This is a genomic window from Pseudoselenomonas ruminantium (assembly GCF_900104055.1).
Taxonomy (GTDB): Bacteria; Bacillota; Negativicutes; order Selenomonadales; family Selenomonadaceae; genus Selenomonas_A; species Selenomonas_A ruminantium_C.
Genome location: NZ_FNJQ01000027.1, coordinates 1 through 23440, shown reverse-complemented (window position 1 = coordinate 23440; position 23440 = coordinate 1). Strand labels below are relative to the sequence as shown.

Genomic DNA, 23440 nt, shown 5'->3' with positions numbered 1-23440 from the left:
ATCTTAGCCTCCCGTAAAGACACGTACAATGTCGTTTTTCGTGGCCAGCACCATCAACAGGATGAGCAGCACAATGCCCACCTTCTGGGTGTATTCCAAAGCCTTGGGACTCATGGGTTTTCCCCGTACAGCCTCCACGCACAGCGTCACAAAATGGCCGCCGTCAAGCGCCGGAATCGGGAACAGATTCACGATGCCAAGGTTCAGGCTCAGGAACGCCGCAAAATTCAGCAGCGGCACAAAGCCCATCTGCGCAACTTCGCCAGCCATCTGGGCTACGCCAATGGGACCAGCCAGTTCCGAACCGGAGAGCTTCAGGATGATCTGCAGGAGCGCATCCACCATCATGACCACGATCATATAGGTCTTCTCTAACGCCAGTCCTGCGGCCTCGAACAGCCCCGGATGCTTGGTGTCCACAGAACTCATAACCCCCACCATAGCCTTTTTTGCCTGAGCATCATAGACTGGTGTCATCGTGGTTTCAATGGTCTCATCACCACGCTGAGCTACCACCTTTATCGGCGTGCCCTCATTATCCTTGACCGTATCGACAAAATCCGTCCAAGTTGCAATGGCCTTGCCATCAAGGCTGACAATCCGGTCACCGTCCTGCAGCCCTGCCTGAGCAGCAGCCTTATCCGCCAGCACGGTTCCAAACACCGGCTCAGGGCTGGGCGTACTGACACCGACAAAAAAGAAGATCCCAAAGAAAATCACAATGGGCAGGATAAAATTCATAATGGAACCGGCTAAAATCACAATCATGCGGGAAAAGACCGGCTTTTCACAGTAACCGCGCTCCCCGGCTTCATTATTGCTGGGGTCCATGCCCGCAATATCATTGAAGCCGCCCAAAGGAATCGCCCGCAGGCTGTAAACCGTTTCCCCTCTGGTGAAGCTGATGAGCTTGGGCCCAAAACCAATGGCAAATTCATCCACCCGCATACCCGTAAGCTTAGCGGTGATGAAATGCCCCAGCTCATGCACCAATACCAACAAACCAAAAACAAAGATAGCCGCTGCAATGGTCAATACCATAGTGTCACCATCCTTTTATTTCTTGCGTAATACTTCCGTGGCAAACTCTCTTGCCCAACGGTCTTCCTCGAACAGTTCCTCCAACGTCGGCTCCATGATGCACTCACGCCTCATCATCGTTTCCTCGATGATATCGTAGATATCGAGGAACTTGATCTCGTCTTTGAGGAAGGCTCCTACGGCCACTTCATTGGCCGCATTGAAGACACAGGGCATGCTGCCGCCCATCGCACCGGCCTCGTAGGCAAATTTCAAGCCCTTGAAGGTATCCGTATCCGGCCTCCCAAAGGTCAGATCCCGCATCTGCCAAAAATCCAGACGATCAAATTCCGACTGCACGCGGTCAGGATAAGTCAGGGCATACTGAATCGGTAATTTCATATCCGTGGAACCCAGCTGGGCAATCACCGCACCGTCGCGGAACTGCACCATGGAATGGACGATGCTCTGCGGATGCACGACAACCTGAATCTGGTCATAGCTCACATCATAAAGCCATTTGGCTTCGATGACTTCGAGCCCCTTATTCACCAGGCTGGCCGAATCAACGGTAATCTTCTGCCCCATATTCCATGTGGGATGTGCCAAAACCTGTGCCTTAGTTGCATCCAGCAGTTCTTCCCGCTTTTTGCCACGGAACGGACCGCCAGAACAGGTCAGCAGGAGTTTTTCAATGCTTTCCATCTTCTCGCCCTGCAGGCACTGGAAGAAGGCACAATGCTCGCTGTCCACCGGCAGGATCTTGACGCCCTGCTCCTTGGCGCGGCGGGTGACGATTTCACCGGCCACCACGAGGGTTTCCTTATTGGCCAGCGCGATATTCTTCTTCGCATCCAGCGCTTTCATCGTGGGTTCGAGGCCCGCAAAGCCCATCATGGACGTGACCACGGTATCGACACCGTCAAACGCTGCCGCATCGATAAAGGCCTGACGGCCGCCAGCCAACTGTGTCTTGCCGCTGTAACGGCTCTTCAGCCGATTATAGGCATCTTCATTTGCCAATACCGCCAGTTCCGGCTCAAACTCACGAATCTGCTGCTCGAAGAGTTCATCGCTGGAATTTGCTGCCAGCACGCTGATATGGAAAAGCTCCGGATTGCGGCGCACGACTTCCAAAGTCTGCGTGCCAATGGAACCCGTAGAGCCCAATACTGCAATATTCTTCATCATCCAATCTCCTTACTTGCCCAAGAGATTCACAAACTGTACGAAATAGTAGACCAGCGGTGCCGTAAAGAGCACGCTGTCAAAGCGATCCCAGACACCGCCATGGCCCGGGATGATATTGCCGGAATCCTTAATGCCCACATAGCGCTTGGCCACAGATTCCACCAGATCTCCCAGCGTAGCCAGGATGGCAATCAGCAAACCTAAGACAGCCATCGCCTGCAGCGGCAGATTCAGGAAATAGCCCAGTCCGGCCACTACGGCCGTGGTACCAACCAGAGAGCCCATAAATCCCTCAATGGTCTTATTCGGGCTGATGGAAGGACAGAGCTTATGACGGCCAATTGCCGTGCCCGTAAAGTAAGCAAAGGTATCGCTGGCCCATGTGCCGATGAACATGATCCAGACAAAGGCATTACCAAAGCTGAAATTGCCGATTTCCGTAGCGAATACCGTATCCGGCAGGAAATTGCGCAAGAGCAGCAGGCAGGCAAACGGGAAGCCGATATAGATAAGCCCCGCGCCGGAAGCCAAAGCATCCATAATGCTCGTAGAAGCACGCAGCAGCACACTTTCCAGCAAAGTCACCATGATGATCAGCGGGCAAGCCAAAGCCAAAAATTCCGGCTTCTGCCAGGCTGCATACCACATAAAGCCTAAAGCGATGAACCCCGTAACGAGGGACAGCCCCATGCCGCGCTCAGAAAAGGCCCGCGCATACTCAAACCAGGCCAGAAACATCAGTAAGAGGGTAAAGCCGGCAAAGACCACGCCGCCTGTCTGAATCACAAAAGCAGCTGCGGCAATGCCGATAATCCCAGTTATAATTCGTAGTAACAAAAAGCAACGCTCCTATTATTTATTGGTCAGACCGCCAAAACGGCGGTCACGGCTGGCAAAATCCTTCATGGCATCCACAAAGCATTCCGGCGAAAATTCCGGCCAGGGCACATCTGTGAAATAGAATTCTGCATACGCCGCCTGCCAAAGCAGGAAATTGGACAGACGCTTATCCCCGCTGGTGCGGATCATCAGGTCAACCGGCAGATTCCCCACCGTGTCCAGATTTTTTTCAATCAACGCCTCGTCGATAGCGGACGGATCAAGCTGCCCATTCTTCACAGCCAGCGCAATCTGCTGCACGGCACGCAAGAGTTCATCCTGCCCGCCATAGTTAGCTGCAACATTGAACTTGACACCGGTATTGTTCTGCATGAGTTCTTCCGCCTCGCGCATCTGCTTCTGCAAGGAAGGCGGCAAACCATCCAAACGGCCGATAAAATGAATCTGCACATTATCCTCATGCATTTCCTGCAATTCTTTCTTCAGATACTCGGAAAAAAGATTCATCAGAAAATCGACTTCCGCCTCCGGCCGCTTCCAGTTTTCTGTGGAAAACGCATAGACTGTCAAGGCATCCAGCTGCAATCCGATGGCCGTTTTGAGGATATTCTTGAGCGTCTTGACACCGGCACTATGACCGGCCGTGCGCAGCATTCCCTGCCCTTTGGCCCAGCGCCCGTTGCCATCCATGATCACCGCCACATGACGCGGCAGTCTGTCCCAGTCAATACCTGCAAACAGTGGTGAATCATGCTCCGGGATAGCGAAATCATCACGGCCAGCCAAAGTCGTGACTGCTTTTCCCAATATTTTCTTCAGCATATATAATCCCTCACTAGGAAAATTATCTCAATAATGAAAACAAGCCCCTCCGCCAAAAGCACCAGAGGGGCTTGCAATTTCGCGTCAGGGAGCCTCGATAGCAGATACCGGGCAGCCAGCAGCGCAAGCGCCGCACTCTACGCACTTATCCGGGTCGATTTCATAACGCTCTGCACCCTCGCTGATTGCCTCTACCGGGCAAGTAGCAGCGCAGGAACCGCAAGAAATGCAATCCTCACCAATTTTGTAAGCCATATATTACACCTCCTTTACAGGCAGTTGTTTGGCCGCCAATGTCAGAAGCAGCTTGCCGTCTGCTCTCAGGCACTGGCGCACAACATAAAATCTATGCTCGTCCACCGGGAAAAAATCCCGGGTGGGACGGGATATCTCTGTTTCATAGGAGATCTTTGCCTCCTGAAGCCGCTTTTCCGCGACTTCCCAAGGAAGGGCCATAACGTCCAAAGCCATCAGACTTCCATTACTTCCTTTTCCTTACCGGCACGGGCAGTATCTACTACCTTGACGTATTTGTCAGCCAGCTTCTGCATGGATTCCTGTGCCTTCTTGGACTCATCCTCGGTGATTTCCTTGCCTTTTTCCAACTTCTTGATGGCATCATTGCCGTCACGGCGGATATTGCGGATAGCAACTTTGGCTTCCTCAGCCTTTTTGTTGACAGTCTTCACGAGTTCCTGGCGGCGTTCCTGCGTCAGCGCCGGAATAGCCAGACGGATTGCCGTACCATCGGAGTTCGGGGACAGGCCCAAGTCCGACTTCATGATAGCCACTTCCACTTCATGGAGCATGGATTTTTCATAGGGCTGAATCATGATCATGCGCGGTTCCGGCACAGCGACTTTCGCAATCTGATTGACCGGCGTCGGCGTGCCATAGTAGTCGACCATCACCTTGTCCAGCAGGGACGGCGTAGCACGGCCAGCCCGCAGGGAGCCGAATTCACGTTTCAGGGCATCGATGGATTTCTGCATACGCTCTTCGTGAGAGCTAAGAATGTCTTTTACCATTATTTATTACCTCCTACCGTGGTGCCGATCTCTTCGCCGAGAGCTGCCCGCACGATGTTCTCATGATTGTCGATATTGAAGACAACGAGAGGAATCTTGTTGTCCATGCACAGGCTCGTAGCCGTGGTATCCATAACCTGCAAGCCCTTGCTGATGATTTCCAGATAGGTCAGTTCATCGAACTTCTTGGCGTTGGGGTTCTTGTTGGGATCGGAATCGTAGATGCCATCCGTGCCCTTCTTGGCCATCAGAATTACATCCGCTTCAATCTCTGCTGCGCGCAGAGCTGCCGTCGTATCCGTAGAGAAATACGGATTACCTGTACCAGCGCCGAAGATTACCACACGGCCCTTTTCCATATGGCGGATAGCCTTGCGGCGGATATAGAGTTCAGCGACCTGACGCATCTCAATAGCTGTCTGTACGCGGGTGTCCACATCCATCTTCTCCAGCGCATCCTGCAACGCCAAAGCATTCATCACGGTAGCCATCATGCCCATATAATCTGCCTGCGCACGATCCATGCCCTTGGCCGAACCAGCCAGACCACGCCAGATATTGCCACCGCCGACAACTACGGCCACATCCACGCCATGTTCCCGGATAGCCTTGATCTGCTTGGCGATATCTTCCACGATGGGCGGATTGATGCCAAAGCCCTGTTCACCAGCCAGGGACTCACCGGACAACTTCAGGACAACCCGTTTATATTTCGCTGTTTCCAAAACTAATACCCTCCATATCAAGCATCTCTGTACTTGCTTCTTACTCACACTAATTTACATTATACATGAAAATAGCCGAGAACACAAAAGTTTTGTGCTCCCGGCTGGAGATTTTTCCTTATTTCAATTCTCTGCCCACACACTCCAAGGCGCTCTTAATGACATCATCCATATCATAGTATTTGTATTCAGCCAACCGGCCGCCGAAGATAACGTAATTCTCCTGCGCGGCCAGGTCTGCGTATTGCTGATACAGTTTCTGATTGCGCTCATTGTTGACCGGATAGTAAGCTTCCTCCCCCGGCTGCCAGTCCGCAGGATACTCCTTCGTCACATAGGTGACCGACTGCGTGCCGAATTCAAAATGCTTATGCTCAATCACGCGAGTATAGGGAACTTCCCGTTCCGTATAGTTCATAACAGCCACGCCCTGATGGTTGACTTCCTTCAAACGCTCCGTCTCAAAGCGCAGGCCACGATATTCCAGCTGCCCCAGCTTATAGTCAAAATAAGCATCCACCGGGCCGGTGTAGATGACTTTCTTCGCCAGTCCCTCAGATTCAGCGCGGGATTCGTTATAATCCACACCAGTCCGGACTTCAATACCGTCTAGTAAGGCTTCAATCAGCTTGTTATAGCCACCGACCGGAATCCCCTGATAACGGTCATTGAAATAGTTGTTATCGAAGGTATAACGCACTGGCAGACGCTTGATGATAAAAGCTGGCAGCTCCGTGCAGCTGCGCCCCCATTGCTTTTCCGTGTAGCCTTTGATCAGCTTCGTATAAATATCCGTGCCGACCAAAGAAATCGCCTGCTCCTCCAGATTCTGCGGTTCTCCCTTGATTGCCGTGCGCTGCTCCGCTATCTTCGCCGCTGCCTCAGCCGGCGTCACAATCCCCCAAAGCCTCGCAAACGTGTTCATATTAAAGGGCAGATTGTAAAGCTCCCCCTTGTAATTCGCTACGGGCGAATTCACATAGTTGTTGAACTCCACAAACTGATTCACGTAATCCCAAACGTCCTGATAAGACGTATGGAAAATATGCGCACCATACTTATGGATATTGATGCCATCCTTTTCCTCGCAATAGATATTACCGCCCACATGCTCTCGGCGCTCCAGCACCAGCACACGCTTCCCCGCCTGCTTCGCCTCATGGGCAAACACAGCACCGAACAGGCCGCTGCCTACTATTAAATAGTCATACATAAACATTACCATTCCTCACATAATCAAATCCCATGTAAGTTTTGTCCCTTTCTCAACATCTGTAGCTATCTTTTTCCCCAGCAAAGCATCATAATATTTCGGATGAAGTCCCCATCCAGGACGAATGCGGCGCATATTTTGCTCAGTAATAATATCACCAGCCTTCATATCTTCGACAATATACAAGCTACGACGGAACTGCAACGACTTTTTTTCCTGAGCCTGCGTATTGTAACGGATTTCGCCTAAGGCCTGATAAGCCGCGTTACATTCCCGTACCAATAACTTCATTTCCTCCGGTTCTAAAGAGAACGCACTATCCACTCCCCCCTCTGCACGGGACAGAGTAAAATGCTTTTCAATCACCGTAGCCCCCAAGGCAATACTAGCTACAGCCGCACCAATCCCCAAAGTATGGTCAGACAAACCGACCTTGCAATTAAACAGTTCCTTCATATGGGGAATCGTCCGCAGATTCGTCCCCTCTGGCGTTGCAGGATAACTGCTGGTGCATTTAAGCAGTGTTAAATCATCGCAACCGCTTTCCTTAGCTGTCCGCACCATTTCATCCAGTTCTGCCACACTAGCCATGCCCGTAGAGGCAATGATAGGTTTGCCTGTCTTTGCAACTTTACGAATAAGCGGCAAATCAATATTTTCAAAGGAAGCAATCTTATAAATCGGACAATCAATACCTTCGAGAAAGTCAACCGATGTATCATCAAAGGGAGTACTGAAGCAGATAAGCCCTAATTTCTCAGCATGCCGGAATATTTTCTCCTGCCAATCCCAAGGGGTATACGCCTTCTTGTATAGGTTATACAAAGATTCCCCCTGCCAAAGGCTGTCCTTATCAGCGATAAAAAATTCATCTATATCCTTATCAATCGTCATTGTATCTGCCGTATAGGTCTGCAGTTTTATCGCATCCACACCAGATTCTGCCGCCGCTTCCACGATTTTCATTGCCCTATCAAGCGACTGATTATGATTACCGCTCATCTCTGCAATGATAAATGGTTTATCATTATTGATTTGTAACATTTGCCCTCTCCTTTGCTTCAACCACTTTTATATATGCATAAGCATCAGTATGCTCACTCGCCGCTTCCTGATAGCCTAATTTGATAAAAATTCGCTGCGATGCAACATTATCCGCCTTGACCTCAGCAAAAAGAGTTTCCCCCACTAGACCATCATAAATCAATTTGTTTTCAACCAATTGTAAAATGACTTTTCCATATCCCTGCCCGCGGTACGACGAGGCAATGCTATAACTTATCTGCCATTTGCTATCTTCAAGAGCCAAACGAACCTGCCCGATAGGATTATCATTCTTCATCAATACATAGATACGAATGTCCTCATCTGCCAGTACTTTCTCAAACCATGCTTGATGATTTTCCCAAGGGATAGGCTCTGTATTAAATGAATTTTTTCTGACAGCAGGTTCATTCACCCACTGGAAAAAAAGTTCCATATCATCTCTATCTGCCTGTCGCAGATAAGTTTTATTTTCTAACATATATCATCACCTACCCCATCAACTGGCTCATTTTTCTTTGCATGGCTATCCTTTTAGATGTTGCTGACATTTCCCTTATCGCCTGCGATATATTCTCCTGGCTCACCTCATCCCAGTGACCCAGATAATAAATCAGCCCTACCTCTGCACAGTCCTCGCAAATTTGAAACTGATTCTCCGCAATAGCTGTAACAATGGCAGGAAGCTGCAGGAAGCACCGCTCCCATGTCGTACTCCCTCCGGCTCCCAACATAAAATCAGCCTCTGCCATCAACTCTGCCATATTGCTGACTTGGCACAAATATGTAAAACCTGCAATATGGCAAAGCTCGGCAATATTATCCTTCCGGCCATTGCTCGCGCCTACCACAGCAGTAACCTGCACATCAGCCAGTTCACCTGCCTCCTTTAAAGAAATCAGTGCCTTTATAGCCTTGGTGGTTTCATCCGTTGCATCAACACCACCGTAAAACACCAAAATATTATGTATCTGTCCATCGCAGGTTCGCATAGCATCCTTGACACGGTAGAATTCTTCCCTCAACAAAGCATGCTCCGGTCCTAAGAGCATTTGACAATGCTCGGGAACCAAGCCCTGATACCGCGACTCTATGTCCAAATAAAAATTCTGATCAAGTAAAATATCACAGTCATGCTCTCGGTTGGCCAAATCATCAATGACCATAATCTCACCCACATGATGTCGCAATAGCCTTTCCCAGACAATATCTAGCGCATAGCTGTCCACTACCAGACGATCAACCTTGCCCAGCCCCTTCAAAACCTCAATTGTATCTTCCGCATCCTGTGCCTGCGTAACCGTCAGCCACTTAGCATAACCTGACAAGTTCATGCTGTCTTCAGCCTTAGGCAGCATTTCCAGCACAAAACGATTCTGCTGAACCAATCCGGCAATATTGCCCGCTAAATCCCGGCAGACAAAGATTACCTCATGTCCTTCCCTGCTATAGCGCTGAGCTAATGTCAGACACCGCATAAGATGGCCACTGCCGATTAGAACAGACGAATCTACCCTTATTACAATTTTCATTCTATTGAAAACACCTCTTCAAAACGGTATAATATTGGTATAGATACGGAGGTGATAATTTTGAAAAAAACACACAGTCAAAATCTCCCTCACGGCACCATTTTTGATGATGTGTACCTGTTATCAAAGTTCAGCAATATTCATTAGAGAAAATCTTCAATAAACATCTATGGCTATTCATTCCTTACTATATAATGCGCTATGAAGATCAATTTGCAGCTATGGAAGAAAATCCAACAAAACGCTCTGCTATGTTGAAAGAACTAAAGGATATGGTAGCAAGATTTGAATCCTATGCAACAAATACGAAGCAAGCCAACATCTATACCGATACAATGCAACTTGCAAAACGAATTGCAGAATATATGTTAAAAGACAAAAAGAATACCAAAAAGGAGGTTAATCACATCATGGGTGGTAAAATACTCGAACTCCATTCCGAAAAAATGTTAAAAAAAGGCAAAAAGCAGGGACGTGTTTTAGGCCGCCTTGAAATGCTAACTGAACTTGTCATAAGTAATCTCAAGAAAAACAAGCCGATTCCCGAAATTGCCGATTCCTTCAGTATTTCCGTTGACGAAGTTATCCGCATTGGAAAAGAACACGGAATAAATGTTGCCCGATAATTGATTCTTAAAGCACTGTGAAGCCCTATCTTTCACAGTGCTTTTCCATTCTTTCTTATTTTTCCATCAATCGATACTTCATCTCTGCCAATTTCCAATCTGTAAGATTATCAATATCCTGCACTTCAGTTTCCGGCAGTTCAAATGGCACAATCCTTACAGACAGTCTATCTTCCTGCTTCATAAAAGACTCTATCCGATGAAAATAAAACTGTCCCGCATCATGGTACCATCTTTCCAAATCCTGCGAACGGGTGTTGGCATGTTCCGAATAGCGATAAGCCAGCAGCCCATCACGAACTACAAACGCCCTTTGCGGCGGGAAAGAAAACGCCACCACTGATTCCAGCATATCCGCCTCAAAAGCAATGAATTTATCATACGACTGCCGCAGTTTATCCCCGGTCACAAAAGGTGCCGTGGGATAAATACAGCACATCGTATCAAATTTCTGCCCACGCTTCCCGTATTCCGTAATTACTTCCTGCAACACATCAGCCGTAGTTGCAAAGTCATCACTGGTTTTCTCACTGCGCATGAAGGGAACTTTTGCTCCGTAATAACGTGCCACAGAAGCGATTTCCTCGCTGTCCGTGGACACCATTACTTCATCAAAGAGTTTTGACGCCAAAGCAGCCTCAATGGAATATGCTATTATAGGTTTGCCGCAAAATTCCTTGATATTCTTCTTAGGAATCCGCTTGCTACCGCCCCGCGCTGTAATTATAGCTAATGCACTCATAAGACGCTCCCAATTTTATTTTCTATAATATTCAATCAGCTTTTTCACAGCTTTGATAACATCATCTACTTCCTGATCTGTCATAGCTGGATATAGTGGAATACTCATCACAGAGCGATACATCTTTTCTGCCTCCGGACATAAGCCTTTCTTATATCCCATATCCTCATAATAAGGGAACCAATACACCGGAACATAATGAACTTGACACTGAACATTTTCCGCTGCCATGGCATCAAAGAATTCTCTTCTGGAGCAACTGAGTTTGTCTAACACCAATTGAATAATATACAAATGTCTTGTAGTATCCGATTCTGGAATTTCCTTCTGCACAAAAATTTCCGGAATCTCTTCGAATGCCTTGTTATATCTATCTACAATCTCTTTCCTGCGTTTTGAGAACCGATCCAGCTTTTTCAACTGACTAAGCAACAATGCCGCTTGAAAATCAGTCATGCGATAGTTATACCCCAAAGCAATCTCCTCATAGTACCATGGACCTTCAGGATTTTTATCGCGCATTTCTTCCACCTCATGCGTTATACCATGATGTGATGCCAAAACTATCTTCTTATATAGTTCATAGTCATTAGTAAGGACAGCACCACCTTCTCCTGAAGTAACGGTCTTTACAGGATGAAAACTAAACGTCGTAATATCAGCCAATGTTCCTACGGAGCGACCTTTATACTTAGTACCAATCGAATGCGCAGCATCCTCAATAAAAATCAGACCATTATCATGACATATTTCAGCAATGTCATCAGCTTCTACAGCCTGACCTGTAAAATCTACCGCAACCACAGCCTTAGTCCTTGCATTTATTTTTTCTTTGATTTTAGCCGGATCAATATTATACGTTTCCGGATTTATATCTGCAAAAACAGGTTTCGCACCACAATACGCTGCACAGTTAGCTGAAGCTGCAAAAGTTATAGGTGTAGTGATTACTTCATCACCAGCGGTTACACCAACAGCCATACAAGCTACATGCAAAGCAGCCGTTCCATTACTTACTACGACTGCATATTTAGCACCGGTAATTTCGCAAAGTTTTTGTTCTAACTCATCAATCTTGGGACCACAAGTTAAATAATCACTTTTTAAGACATCCGATACTGCACGAATATCATCATCTTCAATCAACTGGTGACCATAAAAAATCTTTTTTTCTCTGACAGGTTTTCCACCAAACAATGCAATTTTATCCACGTTAACAACCTCTCTTATATCAAATAGCCTTTACTGTTAAATTATTACCAGAACCTGAAACAATAGAATTAGCTGGTATATCTCTATTCATGATTACAGTGTCGTGTCTGATAATACAATTATCACCTATATGAGAATTACCCACAATTTTGCTATTTGACTGCATCGTAACATGTTCTCCAATTACAGGATATATATCATTATCACATTCTACCGAACATCCTTGCGTAAAGGAAAAAAAATTTCCATACTTTGCTCGTCCCATAAATGATCCAGTAGGATGATCAAACGAGAATATATCCGGCATATCTACTTCATAATAAATATCACAAGCCGACACATTTTTCGCTTGGATATAAATCTTATCACAAACCGTCCTGGCAGCTTTAATCTTTTCATGTTCTTGCTTATAAATCGTATTAGCTGTCAAATAGAGGAATAATAACCAATGGCAAGAATGCAACTGATTAAAGTACGGTTCTCTCTCGCCTTTATCATTAATTGTATAATAGTATTTATTACTGTTATGAGAAATATTCTTTTCAAGACGTTCCAGCACCATGGGTAGATGCTTAGTAATCAGCATTTCATCATCAATAGACTGAAAAAAGTTGTTACGAATTTGATTCAAGAGCATATCTTTTACATTACGCAAAGGAAATCTATAAATCATTTCTATCCACTCCTTTTATATAATATGCCTAATTCCAGCCAATTCTTCCTTAACATAATCAGTTGTCATAATTTTATCAACTGTTTCATCAACATCAAGTCTTGTGGTATTATGACTCGTATAGGATTCATCTGCCATTGTTTTTACTTCGCCTTCAACAACGGACGTATCATAATTAAGATCCCTGCCATCTGTAGCAATACGGAAATAGTTCCCCATATCTTGTGCTCTAAGACTTTCTTCTTTGGTCATAAGCGTCTCATAAAGCTTTTCACCATGTCTCGTCCCAATAATATTCGTTCCAGTATCTCCAAAAAGTTTCTGTACAGCCTTAGCCAAATCACCGATTGTCGAAGCATCTGCCTTTTGAATAAACAAATCGCCGGGGTCAGCATGTTCAAAAGCAAACTTAACAAGCTCAACTGCTTCATCAAGATTCATCAAGAAACGTGTCATATTCGGATCCGTTATAGTTATAGGATTTCCTGCATGTATCTGATCAATAAACAGTGGAATTACAGAGCCACGACTGCACATTACATTCCCATATCGTGTACAGCAGATAACAGTACCTCCTTTTTCTGCCGCCATTCTGGCATTGGCATAAATTACATGTTCCATCATTGCTTTTGATATCCCCATTGAATTTATAGGATATGCAGCCTTATCCGTAGAAAGACATACCACTCTTTTAACACCAGCGTCTATGGCAGCATGTAACATATTGTCTGTACCAATTATATTGGTTCTAACTGCTTCCATCGGAAAGAACTCACAAGATGGCACCTGTTTTAATGCAGCTGCATGAAAAATATAATCCACACCATACATTGCATCTCTAATACTTTGTGCATTTCTCACATCACCGATGTAAAATCTCACTTTATTAGCATATTCAGGATACTTTATCTGCAAAAGATGGCGCATATCATCCTGTTTCTTCTCATCACGAGAGAAAATGCGAATCTCACCTATGTCTGTTGATAAAAAGTTTTTTAATACTGTGTTACCAAATGACCCAGTTCCTCCAGTTATCATCAAAGTAGCTCCATTAAATGCTGACAAGATTATTGCCTCCCAACCTTCGTTAATCCAAACATGATCAAATCTTTTATATAAGAACGATATATCAATCCCATAATTAGTAAGCAAAAGATAACCAAAAACATTTCTATCAAATATTTATCGTTAAATAAATAGTTAGATACTGCTAAAAACCAAATCAATAGGACGCCCAAAGATGTTCTCCAAGCATTACTTATAGTCGAATAATATTTTTGTCCTCTCCAAGACAATAATCCGAAGCGTAAAGTTGCAGAGAAAGCTGCCATAACAGCTGCTCCTACCAAGCCAAAGTATGGAAGTATCATCCAAGTCCCAACCAGTTTTATGACAATTGAAATAGCAAATATCAACGTGGTTTGATAAACTTTTTTTGATATAGATATCCCATATTGAGTTGACTCCCCTAGAAAAAGAAATAAAGTCTCTAATATCACAAACGTGAAAAATAATCGTCCATCATGAAATTCAGCACCAATAAACATATATGCTACATGTTGAAAGATAAGTAACAGTGATATAATGCATATCGTTGAAAACATTACACAGTCGTGAACTTTTTTTATAAATTTCTGTTCCGTTTTATAGTTTTTATAAATAAACACTGCCCAATATGACAAAAAACCGCTAGTCAAAACATTGATCGCAGATGCAAATAAATTTGTTGATGTATAAATACCTACTGCGGATGCATCCAACCGCAAGGTGATAATTAAAGGTGTTGCCAAATTTGCAAATAAATACATAATAGACGTTGGCCATGTAATAATAGAAAATCTACGAACATCTCCAAAGTCATAATCTTTGTTTTTTACGTCATTTCCGAATATCAAACTTCTATAAGAAACAACCATTATAAGCATAAAACAAAATAATCCTACAGTGTTATAAAATAGCACATGCGAAATAGATATAACACCTAGGCAGCTAACAACCACAAATAATTTAGCAAGAATATTGGAGACAATTTGTTGAAAATTATATAGAAATGTTTGATTCGTTATGCGATGATAATTAAGCATATAACGATATAATACAACATACGACAATGTATTTAATATCAAAAATATTATTATTTCAAAATTCTCTTCATGAAATAATGAATTAGAAATTTCCCGATAAAAGAAGATTATGATTATTGAAAAGAAGATCCAAGAAACAATAGACCTAGACAGACAATAGCGAAACAGCCCTCCATTTCCTAGCGCATTTATTTTTTCATGGTAAAATCGTAAAAAACCTTCATTAAATCCAAGACATGAAATCCCCATAAGAACATTTGTTACCATATTAAACATACTGATTACGCCAAAAATTGTAGGGTTAAAAACCCGTGTTGTGACATAAACAGCAAATATCCCGACAAAAAAATTTACAAACGGAGATATATAAAATTTAGCGATAGATTTTATAAATATATTTGGCTTCATTAATCAAGTTCCTCATTTTGATACAATCACCCCATAATCTTCTTTTAGTTTATTTATAATGGTTTGAATCCAAAAACTTGATAATCCTGCTTGGAGTCGTGTTGGACTCCTATCATCTATTAAGCCATCTTCAACTTTTTCCAATGCTTTTTTTAAACCATTTCCAAATACTGTCCTATCGAGCAAATATACTATCCATTCATTTATACCTAAAGCTTCATGATCTTTAGCAAATATTTTTTTATCATGTTTCGTGGCAGTGAACTGAGTAATTTCTTTACCATACTTCGGAATAAATTCCGATATATAACGATAGACATATCTCTTAGGATAAAGCACATCTTTCATAGTCAAATGTAAGCCAGAAAAAAAATCTATCATTCTCATATCAGTATACGGAAATATAGCATTTATTCCATATTTGTATGCCAAAAAATCAATTACTTTTGCATCGCCAGAATTAAAATAGTTAATTTTATTTTTATATAATTTTTGCTTTACTTCAAACGGATTTCTCCTAATTAATTTTTTATTATTAACCTCTCGTCCAGTAAAAGAAAGAGGCCAATAATCTGGTGAATGAGCAAAATTATCTATCAATTTATCCGAAGAATTTGGTAAATTTATTTTTGTATTTTTTCTAGCAATACGTAACATACATTTTCCAAGAGATCCAACCAAACTTGTAATTTTACTTGGGGTACCTTCAACATCTTCTAACGTTAGAAAGAATTCTTCTGATAAATAAAATCGTTTAAGCGCCTCTCCTAATCCTGCTTTAGATAAAGAAAATTGACCTGTTGGACCTAAATTGTATAAATTATCCATATTCTGCCCAGTCCATATACTATCGAATCTTAGCTTAGATACAGTATGTATCATTTCATCAAAACCAATGGATAAATGCGTACAATTAGGCATAATTCCTGCAACATCATATAATGTGTCAAGTTCCTTCTCTCCAAATCCAACACACACTTTATGCAGTTTACATCCTACAACTTTAGACATTTTTTCTGCAAGAATTATATCATTCAAGTTGTTAGTCATAGATAGAGCATATTGCATATTTATTGCTTGAAGGTCCTTAATTCGCTCTTTTAGTAACAATAATAGCAACCGACTATCGGCTCCACCACTGAGCAACAAGCACGGTGTAGCACTTAACTTTCTATCTACTATTTCATTTAGTACATCTTTAAACTTTTGATATTGCTTTTCATCTTCGGTATCTACAGTTTTTGTAAATGGAATTTCATATTTCCTAAAATTCCCTGCAAGAATACCATACACTGAAAAATTACTAAATCTGTGAATTTCATTAAACAATGTATCCTCCGAAGAGAAATATCCTTTTAATATAAATCTTTCGTAGTTACTTTTATTTATAGTCAACTTCCCTAATCGTGCTGCTAGTTTATATAAATTATCTGATATAATTATTTCATTTCCATTTTGTATATAAAAAATTTCTCCATGAAACGATGCTGGCAAAGCAATGTAGCGAAATTCTTCGTTATATATGCAAATGCATACTCGATCTTCATTACGAATGATTTCCATTATATTTTCTTGATTCAAATCTTCATTTATTATTCTTATTTTTTTATCATCCAAAGAATACTTGTTTCCCAATCTAAAATCATTTAATTCAATGTACATTTAAACTCACCTCATCCATCAAAAATTCTTTAATATTTACCAAATATGAGTGCATCACCATGTACACATTTCCCCAGCATTCCTTATAAATTTCCCTTCTTATAAGGAATATCTCTAATGCGTAAATATGATGTATTAGGATAATGTAAATGCTGTAAAATATTCAATTTAACAAAAACACGAGTTATAATTTCATAGATGCGTTCTTTCCACAATCTATATTTGCGAATACCAATATAATTAACTTTATAATTTTGTGGAGGCAATTCAATTAAATCTATAACTTTTTCTGCTACATTCCTTACAGATTTCCCATCACATTCCCCCAAATATTTCTTATATGTCATTTTTCTATTTTGACTGCTTTTTGCAGATTCAATATTCACATGAATCAAATCAGATAAATCAATTATTTTAGGATATTCCACCAAGCCTCTAACCCTAAATCTATCCTCACGATTCACGGGCTCATGTAAGAAAGAAACAACCCCCATCAAATCACTTTCGAAAATAGAAGTACTTTGCCAAGTCACATATAATTCAGCTACATTAAGCCACTCATAAATAGAATAATCCGTAATCACATGAACACGTTGATCAATGGATGCATTTGCTCTATGCCCCGGATGTGGCCGATAAATAATTTCATATTCATCAAAAAATTCATCAGGCAAGCAATGCAACTGTTCTATTGTTTTTTTTAATGATTCTACATCATATTTAACCGCTTGATTATATACAGCTTCAGTAATTCCTAACCCCAATAAATCTCTCTTATTTGAGGCTAAAAGCTTTGGGGAAGCATCTCTAGTTTCCGCATAAAGTATCCATTTTTTATCCACATTTAACTTATACTCTTGAGATAAATCTAATCGCGTTTTATTCACAGTGCGACCTTCATCACATCTAGGATTCCCGATGACGAATATATTTTCTTTCTTCACTCCACATAATCGCAATGACTCTGCAAACGTACCAGTCCATACAAAATGGAGCATTGAATTTTTGGCATTTTCACTTTTAGGCAGCAATACGCTTTCATAAGCTGGAGAACTTATTTCTTCATGATGAAAATTCCCCAATTTTACGTTTGGATTATTTTCAATAAACGGTTGAACCAATTCATAATTATGGTCGGTATACATCCAAGGCATCAAAACAAAATCTATTTTTGTTTTCTTGGACAAAACAACTGCATCATACCATTCGAAAGTAATCGAGAATACATATGCCTCTCCGCCCATTTCTTCTATTTTTTTCTTTATTTTTCGACATACATCATACTCTCTTGAAATTAGCTCATAAAAAATAATTACTCTTCGCATCTAACACACTCCGCAATATTTACTAACGAAAGTATTTTCAATCCCTTTTTCGCCATCACTACTTAATCATCTCATTTTACATACACCTTAAATTACCTTTTAAAGCATTCCACATATATCCAATGAACCTTCTAGGAAAAACGACTAACAATAAAAGACATACTTTATATTTAAAATTCAATTCTTTTGCAAAAATTATATTTATCATTAACTCCCTTAATTCCCTTTTGCACTGTTGATATCTACGAGATTCATGTTTATCACAAGCTGATTTAACACAATATATCATAAGTGTTTTCCAATATCCTGCATCGCTATATATAATGGATTTTGATTGATATGTATAGGATCGTTTTTTTGCAACAGAAATTGCTTTAAATAAATCATTAGGCTTACTGGTATTTGTAATGCTAGACTCACGAAACACATAATAATATAAAGATTTATTTACTATATATATTTTATCAATCAACATTGACACCTTCGTTAGCAAGTCATAATCTTCATAAGTTTTTAGGCTGAAATCAATATCACATTTATCCAATATATCTTTCTTTATAATATGTATATACAAGTAGCTTTTTATCTTATCATCAGCAGATAATAAATATATATATTCCTGCTGACTCTGTATACCACGTATACTACAACAAAAATTCTTTTCTTTATCTTTATACTTTTTTACATAACCTATAACCACACCGTCAATATCATTATTTTTTAATATATTTACAACATTTTCATACCAGCATTCAGCAAAATAGTCATCAGCATCGCACCAAGCAACATATATACCATTGGCATTAGACAGACCAAATGCTCTAGCACGAGAAACGCCTTGATTCTCATTATGGTACACTCTAATATTTTTATATTTCAAAGCGTAACTATCACATATTTTCCCACTCTCATCATTAGATCCATCATCTACGCAAATGATTTCTATTTCATTTTCATATGCACTTTTCCGAATAACCGTCACCATTGATTCAAGACATGTTTGTATATATTTTTCCACATTATATACAGGTATAATAATACTAACCAACGGCTTTTCACCATATTTATTATCCATCACTGTTTAACATTCCCTAAAATATGCATATCCTGTTGATATCACACAACTCATCAACACACCAATAACTATCATCATTTTTTAAACTAGAGTTGTTTCTCAAAATAACTCTAGTTTAAGATTTCCCGATTAATCTGCTATATTTTATATAGTATTCATTTTAAAACCGCAAACTTCTTCTAAATTTACACCATAAATAATATATAGTCACCAGCAACACCGCTTTATAACTAAATAATTTCCATAAATTACCTCCTACCAATCCTACAATGAACAGCGAATGCAACTTTCCAATCATAGCACAACCTAATGCGTCACCCATACGCACAGACTTATAAAAGCAGATCGCACATTTACCATATAGGTAACCAATAAATAACTGAAAAACAACTAATCCAAAATAACCGAAATATATCAATCCTATTGCTGGATATCCTTCCGTAAATTCAACACCAAATTCGTAATAACGTAAAACCATATCCTGTGATATTATCATTCGCATTATTTTATACATTCCATAATAGTATGGATCAGTTGTTAAAGAAAATCCTGCTTTTATTTCGTCTATAATCCCCGCATTACCAATCAGGCCAGCATTATCACAAAGCATTATCTGATCTACCATCCACCACACTTGTCCCTGTTCAACCAATCTTGCTACAATTGCATCATTAACATTTACAGCCTTCGCTATTTCAGCATAATGATAATAAATCAGCTGAAGCAGCAGGAAGAAAATCAGTAATACACCACCAACAGCTTTCATGCAAAATTTTTTATCAAATTTTATATTTTCCCTTATCACTATAACTATTAATGCATATAATATAAAAACCATGAAAGGAGAAAATTTATCTCCACCTAAAGCTGTTAATATCACGAGAACGACTACCATCCATATCATTTTTTTACTTCGTTCATTAAATAGTAACATTAACAACAAAAAAACAATAAATGTATTACCTCTAGCAGCGGAAAATAATGGGTTCTCTACTTCTTTATTCCAAAAAACGAATCTATTAACTCCCTCCAACAACGGAATACCATATGTAACAAAACTGGTTATTAATAGTGACACAATCACAAAATATAATAAATATATGCCATAGCGATTTGCTTTTGATATCACCTCTATTGGCATTTTTACTTTTTTAAATGCAATATCAGCTCCAATAAACAATATGGAATTATATAGTATTAAACGCACCAATCCACCGGTAGCATAAGTTGTTTTCATTAACTCAGGCGTAAATGAAGGATATAATTCAAAATACAATTCAGAGAAAATCGCATAAGAATACAACCAGCTTAAAGGAAATAACAATGCGCAAAAACTTTTATCTACATTTTTTGTGTTATAAATAATAACCAACCAAACGAAAACTGCTAAGACGTTACATATGTTCGTTAAAGGCTCATATAATTGGCAAATTGCATTAAATAAAAACAGAAAAAAAATACATTTAAAACACAATAGGCAAAAATCATCGAAAACTATTTTCATTTTATTCACACCATTATTCTCTGTTTTTTACCATTCTTATTGAATATAAAATCGAACTCATGATTCCTAGCACAAAACCAAAAAGAACAATTATTTTTTTCTTAGGCCACACCGGCTGCTCTTTAAATGGCAAATTAGCCGGATCAACCACCTGTATATCCATGGAATCCATGGCCTGCTGAATCTTGTTCTGTTCAAATCGCTTGACCAAATCTGTATAGATGCCTTCCTTGATAGCTGTATCTCTCTGCAGATTCATATATTCCAGCACATCCTGCGGGAAATTCTGTAGTTTCTTTTCTTCATCATCACGGCGTTTGGCAATTGCTTCTTCACTAGCTTTTGCTACAGAAATAGCTACCTGAGCACCTATTTGTTCCTGAATAAGTCCAGCCTGGGTTGGATTCAGTGTGGTATATTTTGATGCCACTATTGTATTCACTTCACTATCCAAGCTCTGCTGTAATTGCTTAAGCTGTTCCTGTGCTTTAACTACGGCAGGATTTTCGTCAGTGTATTGCTGACGAAGCGTCACTATTTCTAACTGCTTACCAACAATTTTATTACGAAGGCCTAAAATATTTTCATTATCATTAATATTGAACTGCAAACTGCTAGCTTTGATATCCCCAAGTTTACCAGCTATACCTTCGGCCTTGGCCTGATTGGCTTTCTGCTGGACTTCCATTTTGGCAATAGCATCGTCAAAGGCGGTCATCTTTGCAACTGCCGCTTTAGCTTGTTCGTCCGGACTGTAGACCTTGTGCTCCTGCTGATAAGTAGCAAATTTCTGTCTTGCGTCTTCCGCTTCCTTCTTGGCATCCTGAATGCGTTCATCCAAGAACTGTACCAACAGGCTCTGGGTTTCCTTGTTCATTTTAGTCATCAAAACAAGGAAATTATCAACCACATGTTGGGAAATCATCTGGGCTTCTTCGGGTGTCTTCCCTTTAGCCGTAACCTTGATCAAGTTCGTTTGTTTGGTATTTTCAATTTTTAAATTCTTTTTAGCAAAATTTTCCGGAGTCAGGAATTCTTTTTCATCTTCATCCCACTCCAGTTCATCAATGATTGGCTGCAGAACAGTGCTAGACTTCATGAGCTCCACATAAGATAAAGTTGGCGATGACATAGAGCTGCCTAAGCCCAAAGCGGCTGCCGCCGCTGCAGCGCCACTTACTCCTACACCAGTTACCCGTGTCTGCACGGTCGTTGTAGATTCATATGTAGGTGGCCAGACAATTGCGACCAACAGTGAAATTGCTGTACAGCCACCAATTATTGCACTACAGACTTTTTTGCGATCTTTCATAATTTGCCATATTTTGCCAATGTCAATCTGTTCTTCTTTTTCCACAGGTTTCAACTCCCCATTTTTCTCAAATTGTTTTATGCGCGGCAGAGGCCCATCTTTCTGGCTATGAATTTACCGCCTTTTTTGATCCAGTTCTGCTTTTCCATAAAGGATACGTTCTGTTCGTGATATGGAATCTGATTTTTCTCCAACCAAATGTCCAGCATTAATTCGCTGACGAAACCATAGATACGTGCTTCATATGCAGAATAATTGCTGATATCTACGTTCTGTTCAATCTGAGCCAGGATATCAAACATCCATTCGCAATAAGCATCATAGTGCTTCCTGTCCATTACGAACATGTTGAACATATGTGCCCAGGTACGGTTCATCACCTTTTCCATGGAAATAACATAATCCGGATATTGCTTGCGAATGATCCGCTCCATTTCTTCCAAACCTTCAGCATGATGAGCATGGATATAGTGTGAACGGTTGGATTCAATGTAATATTTGCGTTTTCCTGCTACCACTACAGGTGTTTTTTGCAAAATACACGCCCACTCATTACCGCTTAATACCTGTGCCCGCTTCTTTTCTACACTACGAGCTTCTTTATGTGTGAAATAACGGCGATAGTGAACCAACCCGATATAGTCTGCATCCAAATTTTTCCAAGCCCAATACAGGGCAGTCAATTCACAGTAATGGGGATTTTTCTTGCTGATATTTTCCCCGGTATTATCGCCCTGATAGCCGATGTCGATTTTTCCTTCCTTGCCTACGTGAATGGGTAGATAAACGGAATCCTCTGGCATCCAATAGGGTTTATGGGTGGCGACTAGGATTTTTATATTCAAATTAGTATGCTCCTTTACCGAAAATTACCGCGGTGAAAGTTTTGGCCAGATACATGATGTCGAGCCATACGGACCAGTTTCTGACGTACCAGGTGTCCATTGTGACTCTTTCCTGAAAACTGACGTCGTTTCTGCCGCTGACCTGCCAATAGCCGGTAATGCCGGGCAGGCTCATTGTTATGGTGTTGAGGTCTTTGCCGATATCTGCTTTTTCTCTCGGCAGGTACGGCCTTGGACCGACGAGGCTCATATCACCTTTGATGACATTTAGTATCTGCGGCAGTTCGTCGAGACTGTATTTGCGCATCCATACGCCTGCCTTGGTGACTCTGGGATCGTAATCCCGGAGCTTTGCATATTTTTTCCATTCTTCAGCGGCAACAGGATTCTTTGCCAGATAATCTCTGAGGATTTCATCGCCATTGACATGCATGGAACGGAATTTGTAGCATTTGAAATTCCTGCCATCTTTGCCAATACGATCTGCATTGTAGAATACACTGCCTTTGGAATCCAGCTTGATGCAAATCGCAAGCGCTAACAGAATCGGACTGATT

Annotated in this window: 25 protein-coding genes; 1 reads left to right on the top strand and 24 read right to left on the bottom strand. The window is 41.2% G+C overall.

What is annotated here, in order from left to right; genetic code table 11:
• Nucleotides 1-3 precede the first annotated feature (3 nt).
• The 12 genes from rseP to pseG form a co-directional block, all read right to left on the bottom strand.
• A complete protein-coding gene (rseP, locus tag BLQ59_RS11370) occupies nt 4-1041 on the bottom strand; it encodes an RIP metalloprotease RseP (RefSeq protein ID WP_074573010.1) in 1038 nt (345 codons plus the stop codon).
• 15 nt (nt 1042-1056) lie between these two features.
• Nucleotides 1057-2208, bottom strand: a complete 1152-nt coding sequence (locus BLQ59_RS11365) for a 1-deoxy-D-xylulose-5-phosphate reductoisomerase (RefSeq protein WP_074573009.1) — start codon at nt 2206-2208, stop codon at nt 1057-1059.
• A gap of 12 nt (nt 2209-2220) precedes the next feature.
• Nucleotides 2221-3048, bottom strand: a complete 828-nt coding sequence (locus BLQ59_RS11360) for a phosphatidate cytidylyltransferase (RefSeq protein WP_074573008.1) — start codon at nt 3046-3048, stop codon at nt 2221-2223.
• Nucleotides 3049-3063: 15 nt separating this feature from the next.
• The gene (locus BLQ59_RS11355; protein ID WP_074573007.1) at nt 3064-3873 is read right to left on the bottom strand and encodes an isoprenyl transferase; all 810 of its coding nucleotides are present in this window, start codon (nt 3871-3873) and stop codon (nt 3064-3066) included.
• A gap of 84 nt (nt 3874-3957) precedes the next feature.
• Nucleotides 3958-4128: a DUF362 domain-containing protein gene (locus tag BLQ59_RS11350; protein WP_014423751.1), complete on the bottom strand. Its 171-nt coding sequence runs from the start codon at nt 4126-4128 to the stop codon at nt 3958-3960.
• A 3-nt stretch (nt 4129-4131) separates the two neighbouring features.
• Nucleotides 4132-4344: an aliphatic sulfonate ABC transporter gene (locus BLQ59_RS11345; RefSeq protein WP_074573006.1), complete on the bottom strand. Its 213-nt coding sequence runs from the start codon at nt 4342-4344 to the stop codon at nt 4132-4134.
• The gene (gene frr / locus BLQ59_RS11340) at nt 4344-4901 is read right to left on the bottom strand and encodes a ribosome recycling factor (protein WP_014423749.1); all 558 of its coding nucleotides are present in this window, start codon (nt 4899-4901) and stop codon (nt 4344-4346) included. Before frr ends, BLQ59_RS11345 begins: the two co-directional genes overlap by 1 nt.
• Entirely contained in the window at nt 4901-5626 is a 726-nt protein-coding gene (pyrH, locus tag BLQ59_RS11335) for a UMP kinase (protein ID WP_074573005.1), read from the bottom strand. The genes frr and pyrH overlap by 1 nt, the downstream gene beginning before the upstream one ends.
• A gap of 118 nt (nt 5627-5744) precedes the next feature.
• Nucleotides 5745-6845: a UDP-galactopyranose mutase gene (gene glf, locus BLQ59_RS11330; protein ID WP_371118305.1), complete on the bottom strand. Its 1101-nt coding sequence runs from the start codon at nt 6843-6845 to the stop codon at nt 5745-5747.
• Between the two features lie 9 nt (nt 6846-6854).
• Nucleotides 6855-7883 (bottom strand): pseudaminic acid synthase, encoded by a 1029-nt coding sequence (gene pseI / locus BLQ59_RS11325; RefSeq protein WP_074573004.1) that lies wholly within the window; start codon nt 7881-7883, stop codon nt 6855-6857.
• Nucleotides 7867-8364, bottom strand: coding sequence for a GNAT family N-acetyltransferase (locus BLQ59_RS11320; protein ID WP_074573003.1), 498 nt, complete (start codon nt 8362-8364; stop codon nt 7867-7869). The genes pseI and BLQ59_RS11320 overlap by 17 nt, the downstream gene beginning before the upstream one ends.
• A 10-nt stretch (nt 8365-8374) precedes the next feature.
• Nucleotides 8375-9415, bottom strand: coding sequence for a UDP-2,4-diacetamido-2,4,6-trideoxy-beta-L-altropyranose hydrolase (gene pseG / locus BLQ59_RS11315; protein ID WP_074573002.1), 1041 nt, complete (start codon nt 9413-9415; stop codon nt 8375-8377).
• A 194-nt stretch (nt 9416-9609) separates the two neighbouring features.
• Between pseG and BLQ59_RS11310 the strand changes: the two genes are divergently transcribed.
• A complete protein-coding gene (locus tag BLQ59_RS11310; protein WP_176756795.1) occupies nt 9610-10041 on the top strand; it encodes a hypothetical protein in 432 nt (143 codons plus the stop codon).
• 55 nt (nt 10042-10096) lie between these two features.
• Here the strand turns inward: BLQ59_RS11310 and pseF are convergent, their stop codons facing one another.
• From pseF to BLQ59_RS11250, 12 genes are all read right to left on the bottom strand, one after another.
• Nucleotides 10097-10783 (bottom strand): pseudaminic acid cytidylyltransferase, encoded by a 687-nt coding sequence (gene pseF, locus BLQ59_RS11305; RefSeq protein WP_074573000.1) that lies wholly within the window; start codon nt 10781-10783, stop codon nt 10097-10099.
• A gap of 15 nt (nt 10784-10798) precedes the next feature.
• Nucleotides 10799-11995 (bottom strand): UDP-4-amino-4,6-dideoxy-N-acetyl-beta-L-altrosamine transaminase, encoded by a 1197-nt coding sequence (gene pseC, locus BLQ59_RS11300; protein WP_081342549.1) that lies wholly within the window; start codon nt 11993-11995, stop codon nt 10799-10801.
• Between the two features lie 19 nt (nt 11996-12014).
• The gene (locus tag BLQ59_RS11295; RefSeq protein ID WP_074572998.1) at nt 12015-12668 is read right to left on the bottom strand and encodes an LbetaH domain-containing protein; all 654 of its coding nucleotides are present in this window, start codon (nt 12666-12668) and stop codon (nt 12015-12017) included.
• A gap of 15 nt (nt 12669-12683) precedes the next feature.
• Nucleotides 12684-13733, bottom strand: a complete 1050-nt coding sequence (locus tag BLQ59_RS11290) for a polysaccharide biosynthesis protein (RefSeq protein WP_074572997.1) — start codon at nt 13731-13733, stop codon at nt 12684-12686.
• A gap of 2 nt (nt 13734-13735) precedes the next feature.
• Complete coding sequence (locus BLQ59_RS11285; RefSeq protein ID WP_074572996.1) at nt 13736-15160, bottom strand: lipopolysaccharide biosynthesis protein; 1425 nt, start codon at nt 15158-15160, stop codon at nt 13736-13738.
• Between the two features lie 12 nt (nt 15161-15172).
• Nucleotides 15173-16822, bottom strand: coding sequence for an adenine nucleotide alpha hydrolase family protein (locus BLQ59_RS11280; RefSeq protein ID WP_074572995.1), 1650 nt, complete (start codon nt 16820-16822; stop codon nt 15173-15175).
• An 83-nt stretch (nt 16823-16905) separates the two neighbouring features.
• Nucleotides 16906-18147 carry a CDP-glycerol glycerophosphotransferase family protein gene (locus BLQ59_RS11275; RefSeq protein ID WP_074572994.1) on the bottom strand — a complete coding sequence of 414 codons (1242 nt, stop codon included), beginning with the start codon at nt 18145-18147 and terminating at the stop codon, nt 16906-16908.
• Between the two features lie 76 nt (nt 18148-18223).
• Complete coding sequence (locus BLQ59_RS11270; protein ID WP_074572993.1) at nt 18224-19222, bottom strand: glycosyltransferase family 2 protein; 999 nt, start codon at nt 19220-19222, stop codon at nt 18224-18226.
• Nucleotides 19223-19382: 160 nt separating this feature from the next.
• On the bottom strand, nt 19383-20594 hold the full coding sequence (locus BLQ59_RS11265) for a DUF6418 domain-containing protein (RefSeq protein ID WP_143005344.1): 1212 nt from the start codon (nt 20592-20594) through the stop codon (nt 19383-19385).
• Between the two features lie 145 nt (nt 20595-20739).
• Entirely contained in the window at nt 20740-22083 is a 1344-nt protein-coding gene (locus BLQ59_RS11260; protein ID WP_074572991.1) for a GumC family protein, read from the bottom strand.
• 32 nt (nt 22084-22115) lie between these two features.
• Nucleotides 22116-22883, bottom strand: a complete 768-nt coding sequence (locus BLQ59_RS11255; RefSeq protein WP_074572990.1) for a DUF4422 domain-containing protein — start codon at nt 22881-22883, stop codon at nt 22116-22118.
• 1 nt (nt 22884) lies between these two features.
• On the bottom strand, nt 22885-23440 hold a 556-nt coding region (locus BLQ59_RS11250), incomplete at its 5' end, for a sugar transferase (RefSeq protein WP_176756794.1).

What these genes read in the sequence shown, in the direction of transcription:
- rseP (WP_074573010.1), bottom strand. Translation starts at nt 1,041, where the DNA reads ATGGTATTGACCATTGCAGCGGCTATCTTTGTTTTTGGTTTGTTGGTA.
- BLQ59_RS11365 (WP_074573009.1), bottom strand. Translation starts at nt 2,208, where the DNA reads ATGAAGAATATTGCAGTATTGGGCTCTACGGGTTCCATTGGCACGCAG.
- BLQ59_RS11355 (WP_074573007.1), bottom strand. Translation starts at nt 3,873, where the DNA reads ATGCTGAAGAAAATATTGGGAAAAGCAGTCACGACTTTGGCTGGCCGT.
- BLQ59_RS11350 (WP_014423751.1), bottom strand. Translation starts at nt 4,128, where the DNA reads ATGGCTTACAAAATTGGTGAGGATTGCATTTCTTGCGGTTCCTGCGCT.
- BLQ59_RS11345 (WP_074573006.1), bottom strand. Translation starts at nt 4,344, where the DNA reads ATGGCTTTGGACGTTATGGCCCTTCCTTGGGAAGTCGCGGAAAAGCGG.
- frr (WP_014423749.1), bottom strand. Translation starts at nt 4,901, where the DNA reads ATGGTAAAAGACATTCTTAGCTCTCACGAAGAGCGTATGCAGAAATCC.
- glf (WP_371118305.1), bottom strand. Translation starts at nt 6,845, where the DNA reads ATGTTTATGTATGACTATTTAATAGTAGGCAGCGGCCTGTTCGGTGCT.
- pseI (WP_074573004.1), bottom strand. Translation starts at nt 7,883, where the DNA reads ATGTTACAAATCAATAATGATAAACCATTTATCATTGCAGAGATGAGC.
- BLQ59_RS11320 (WP_074573003.1), bottom strand. Translation starts at nt 8,364, where the DNA reads ATGTTAGAAAATAAAACTTATCTGCGACAGGCAGATAGAGATGATATG.
- pseG (WP_074573002.1), bottom strand. Translation starts at nt 9,415, where the DNA reads ATGAAAATTGTAATAAGGGTAGATTCGTCTGTTCTAATCGGCAGTGGC.
- BLQ59_RS11310 (WP_176756795.1), top strand. Translation starts at nt 9,610, where the DNA reads ATGCGCTATGAAGATCAATTTGCAGCTATGGAAGAAAATCCAACAAAA.
- pseF (WP_074573000.1), bottom strand. Translation starts at nt 10,783, where the DNA reads ATGAGTGCATTAGCTATAATTACAGCGCGGGGCGGTAGCAAGCGGATT.
- BLQ59_RS11295 (WP_074572998.1), bottom strand. Translation starts at nt 12,668, where the DNA reads ATGATTTATAGATTTCCTTTGCGTAATGTAAAAGATATGCTCTTGAAT.
- BLQ59_RS11285 (WP_074572996.1), bottom strand. Translation starts at nt 15,160, where the DNA reads ATGAAGCCAAATATATTTATAAAATCTATCGCTAAATTTTATATATCT.
- BLQ59_RS11280 (WP_074572995.1), bottom strand. Translation starts at nt 16,822, where the DNA reads ATGTACATTGAATTAAATGATTTTAGATTGGGAAACAAGTATTCTTTG.
- BLQ59_RS11275 (WP_074572994.1), bottom strand. Translation starts at nt 18,147, where the DNA reads ATGCGAAGAGTAATTATTTTTTATGAGCTAATTTCAAGAGAGTATGAT.
- BLQ59_RS11270 (WP_074572993.1), bottom strand. Translation starts at nt 19,222, where the DNA reads ATGGATAATAAATATGGTGAAAAGCCGTTGGTTAGTATTATTATACCT.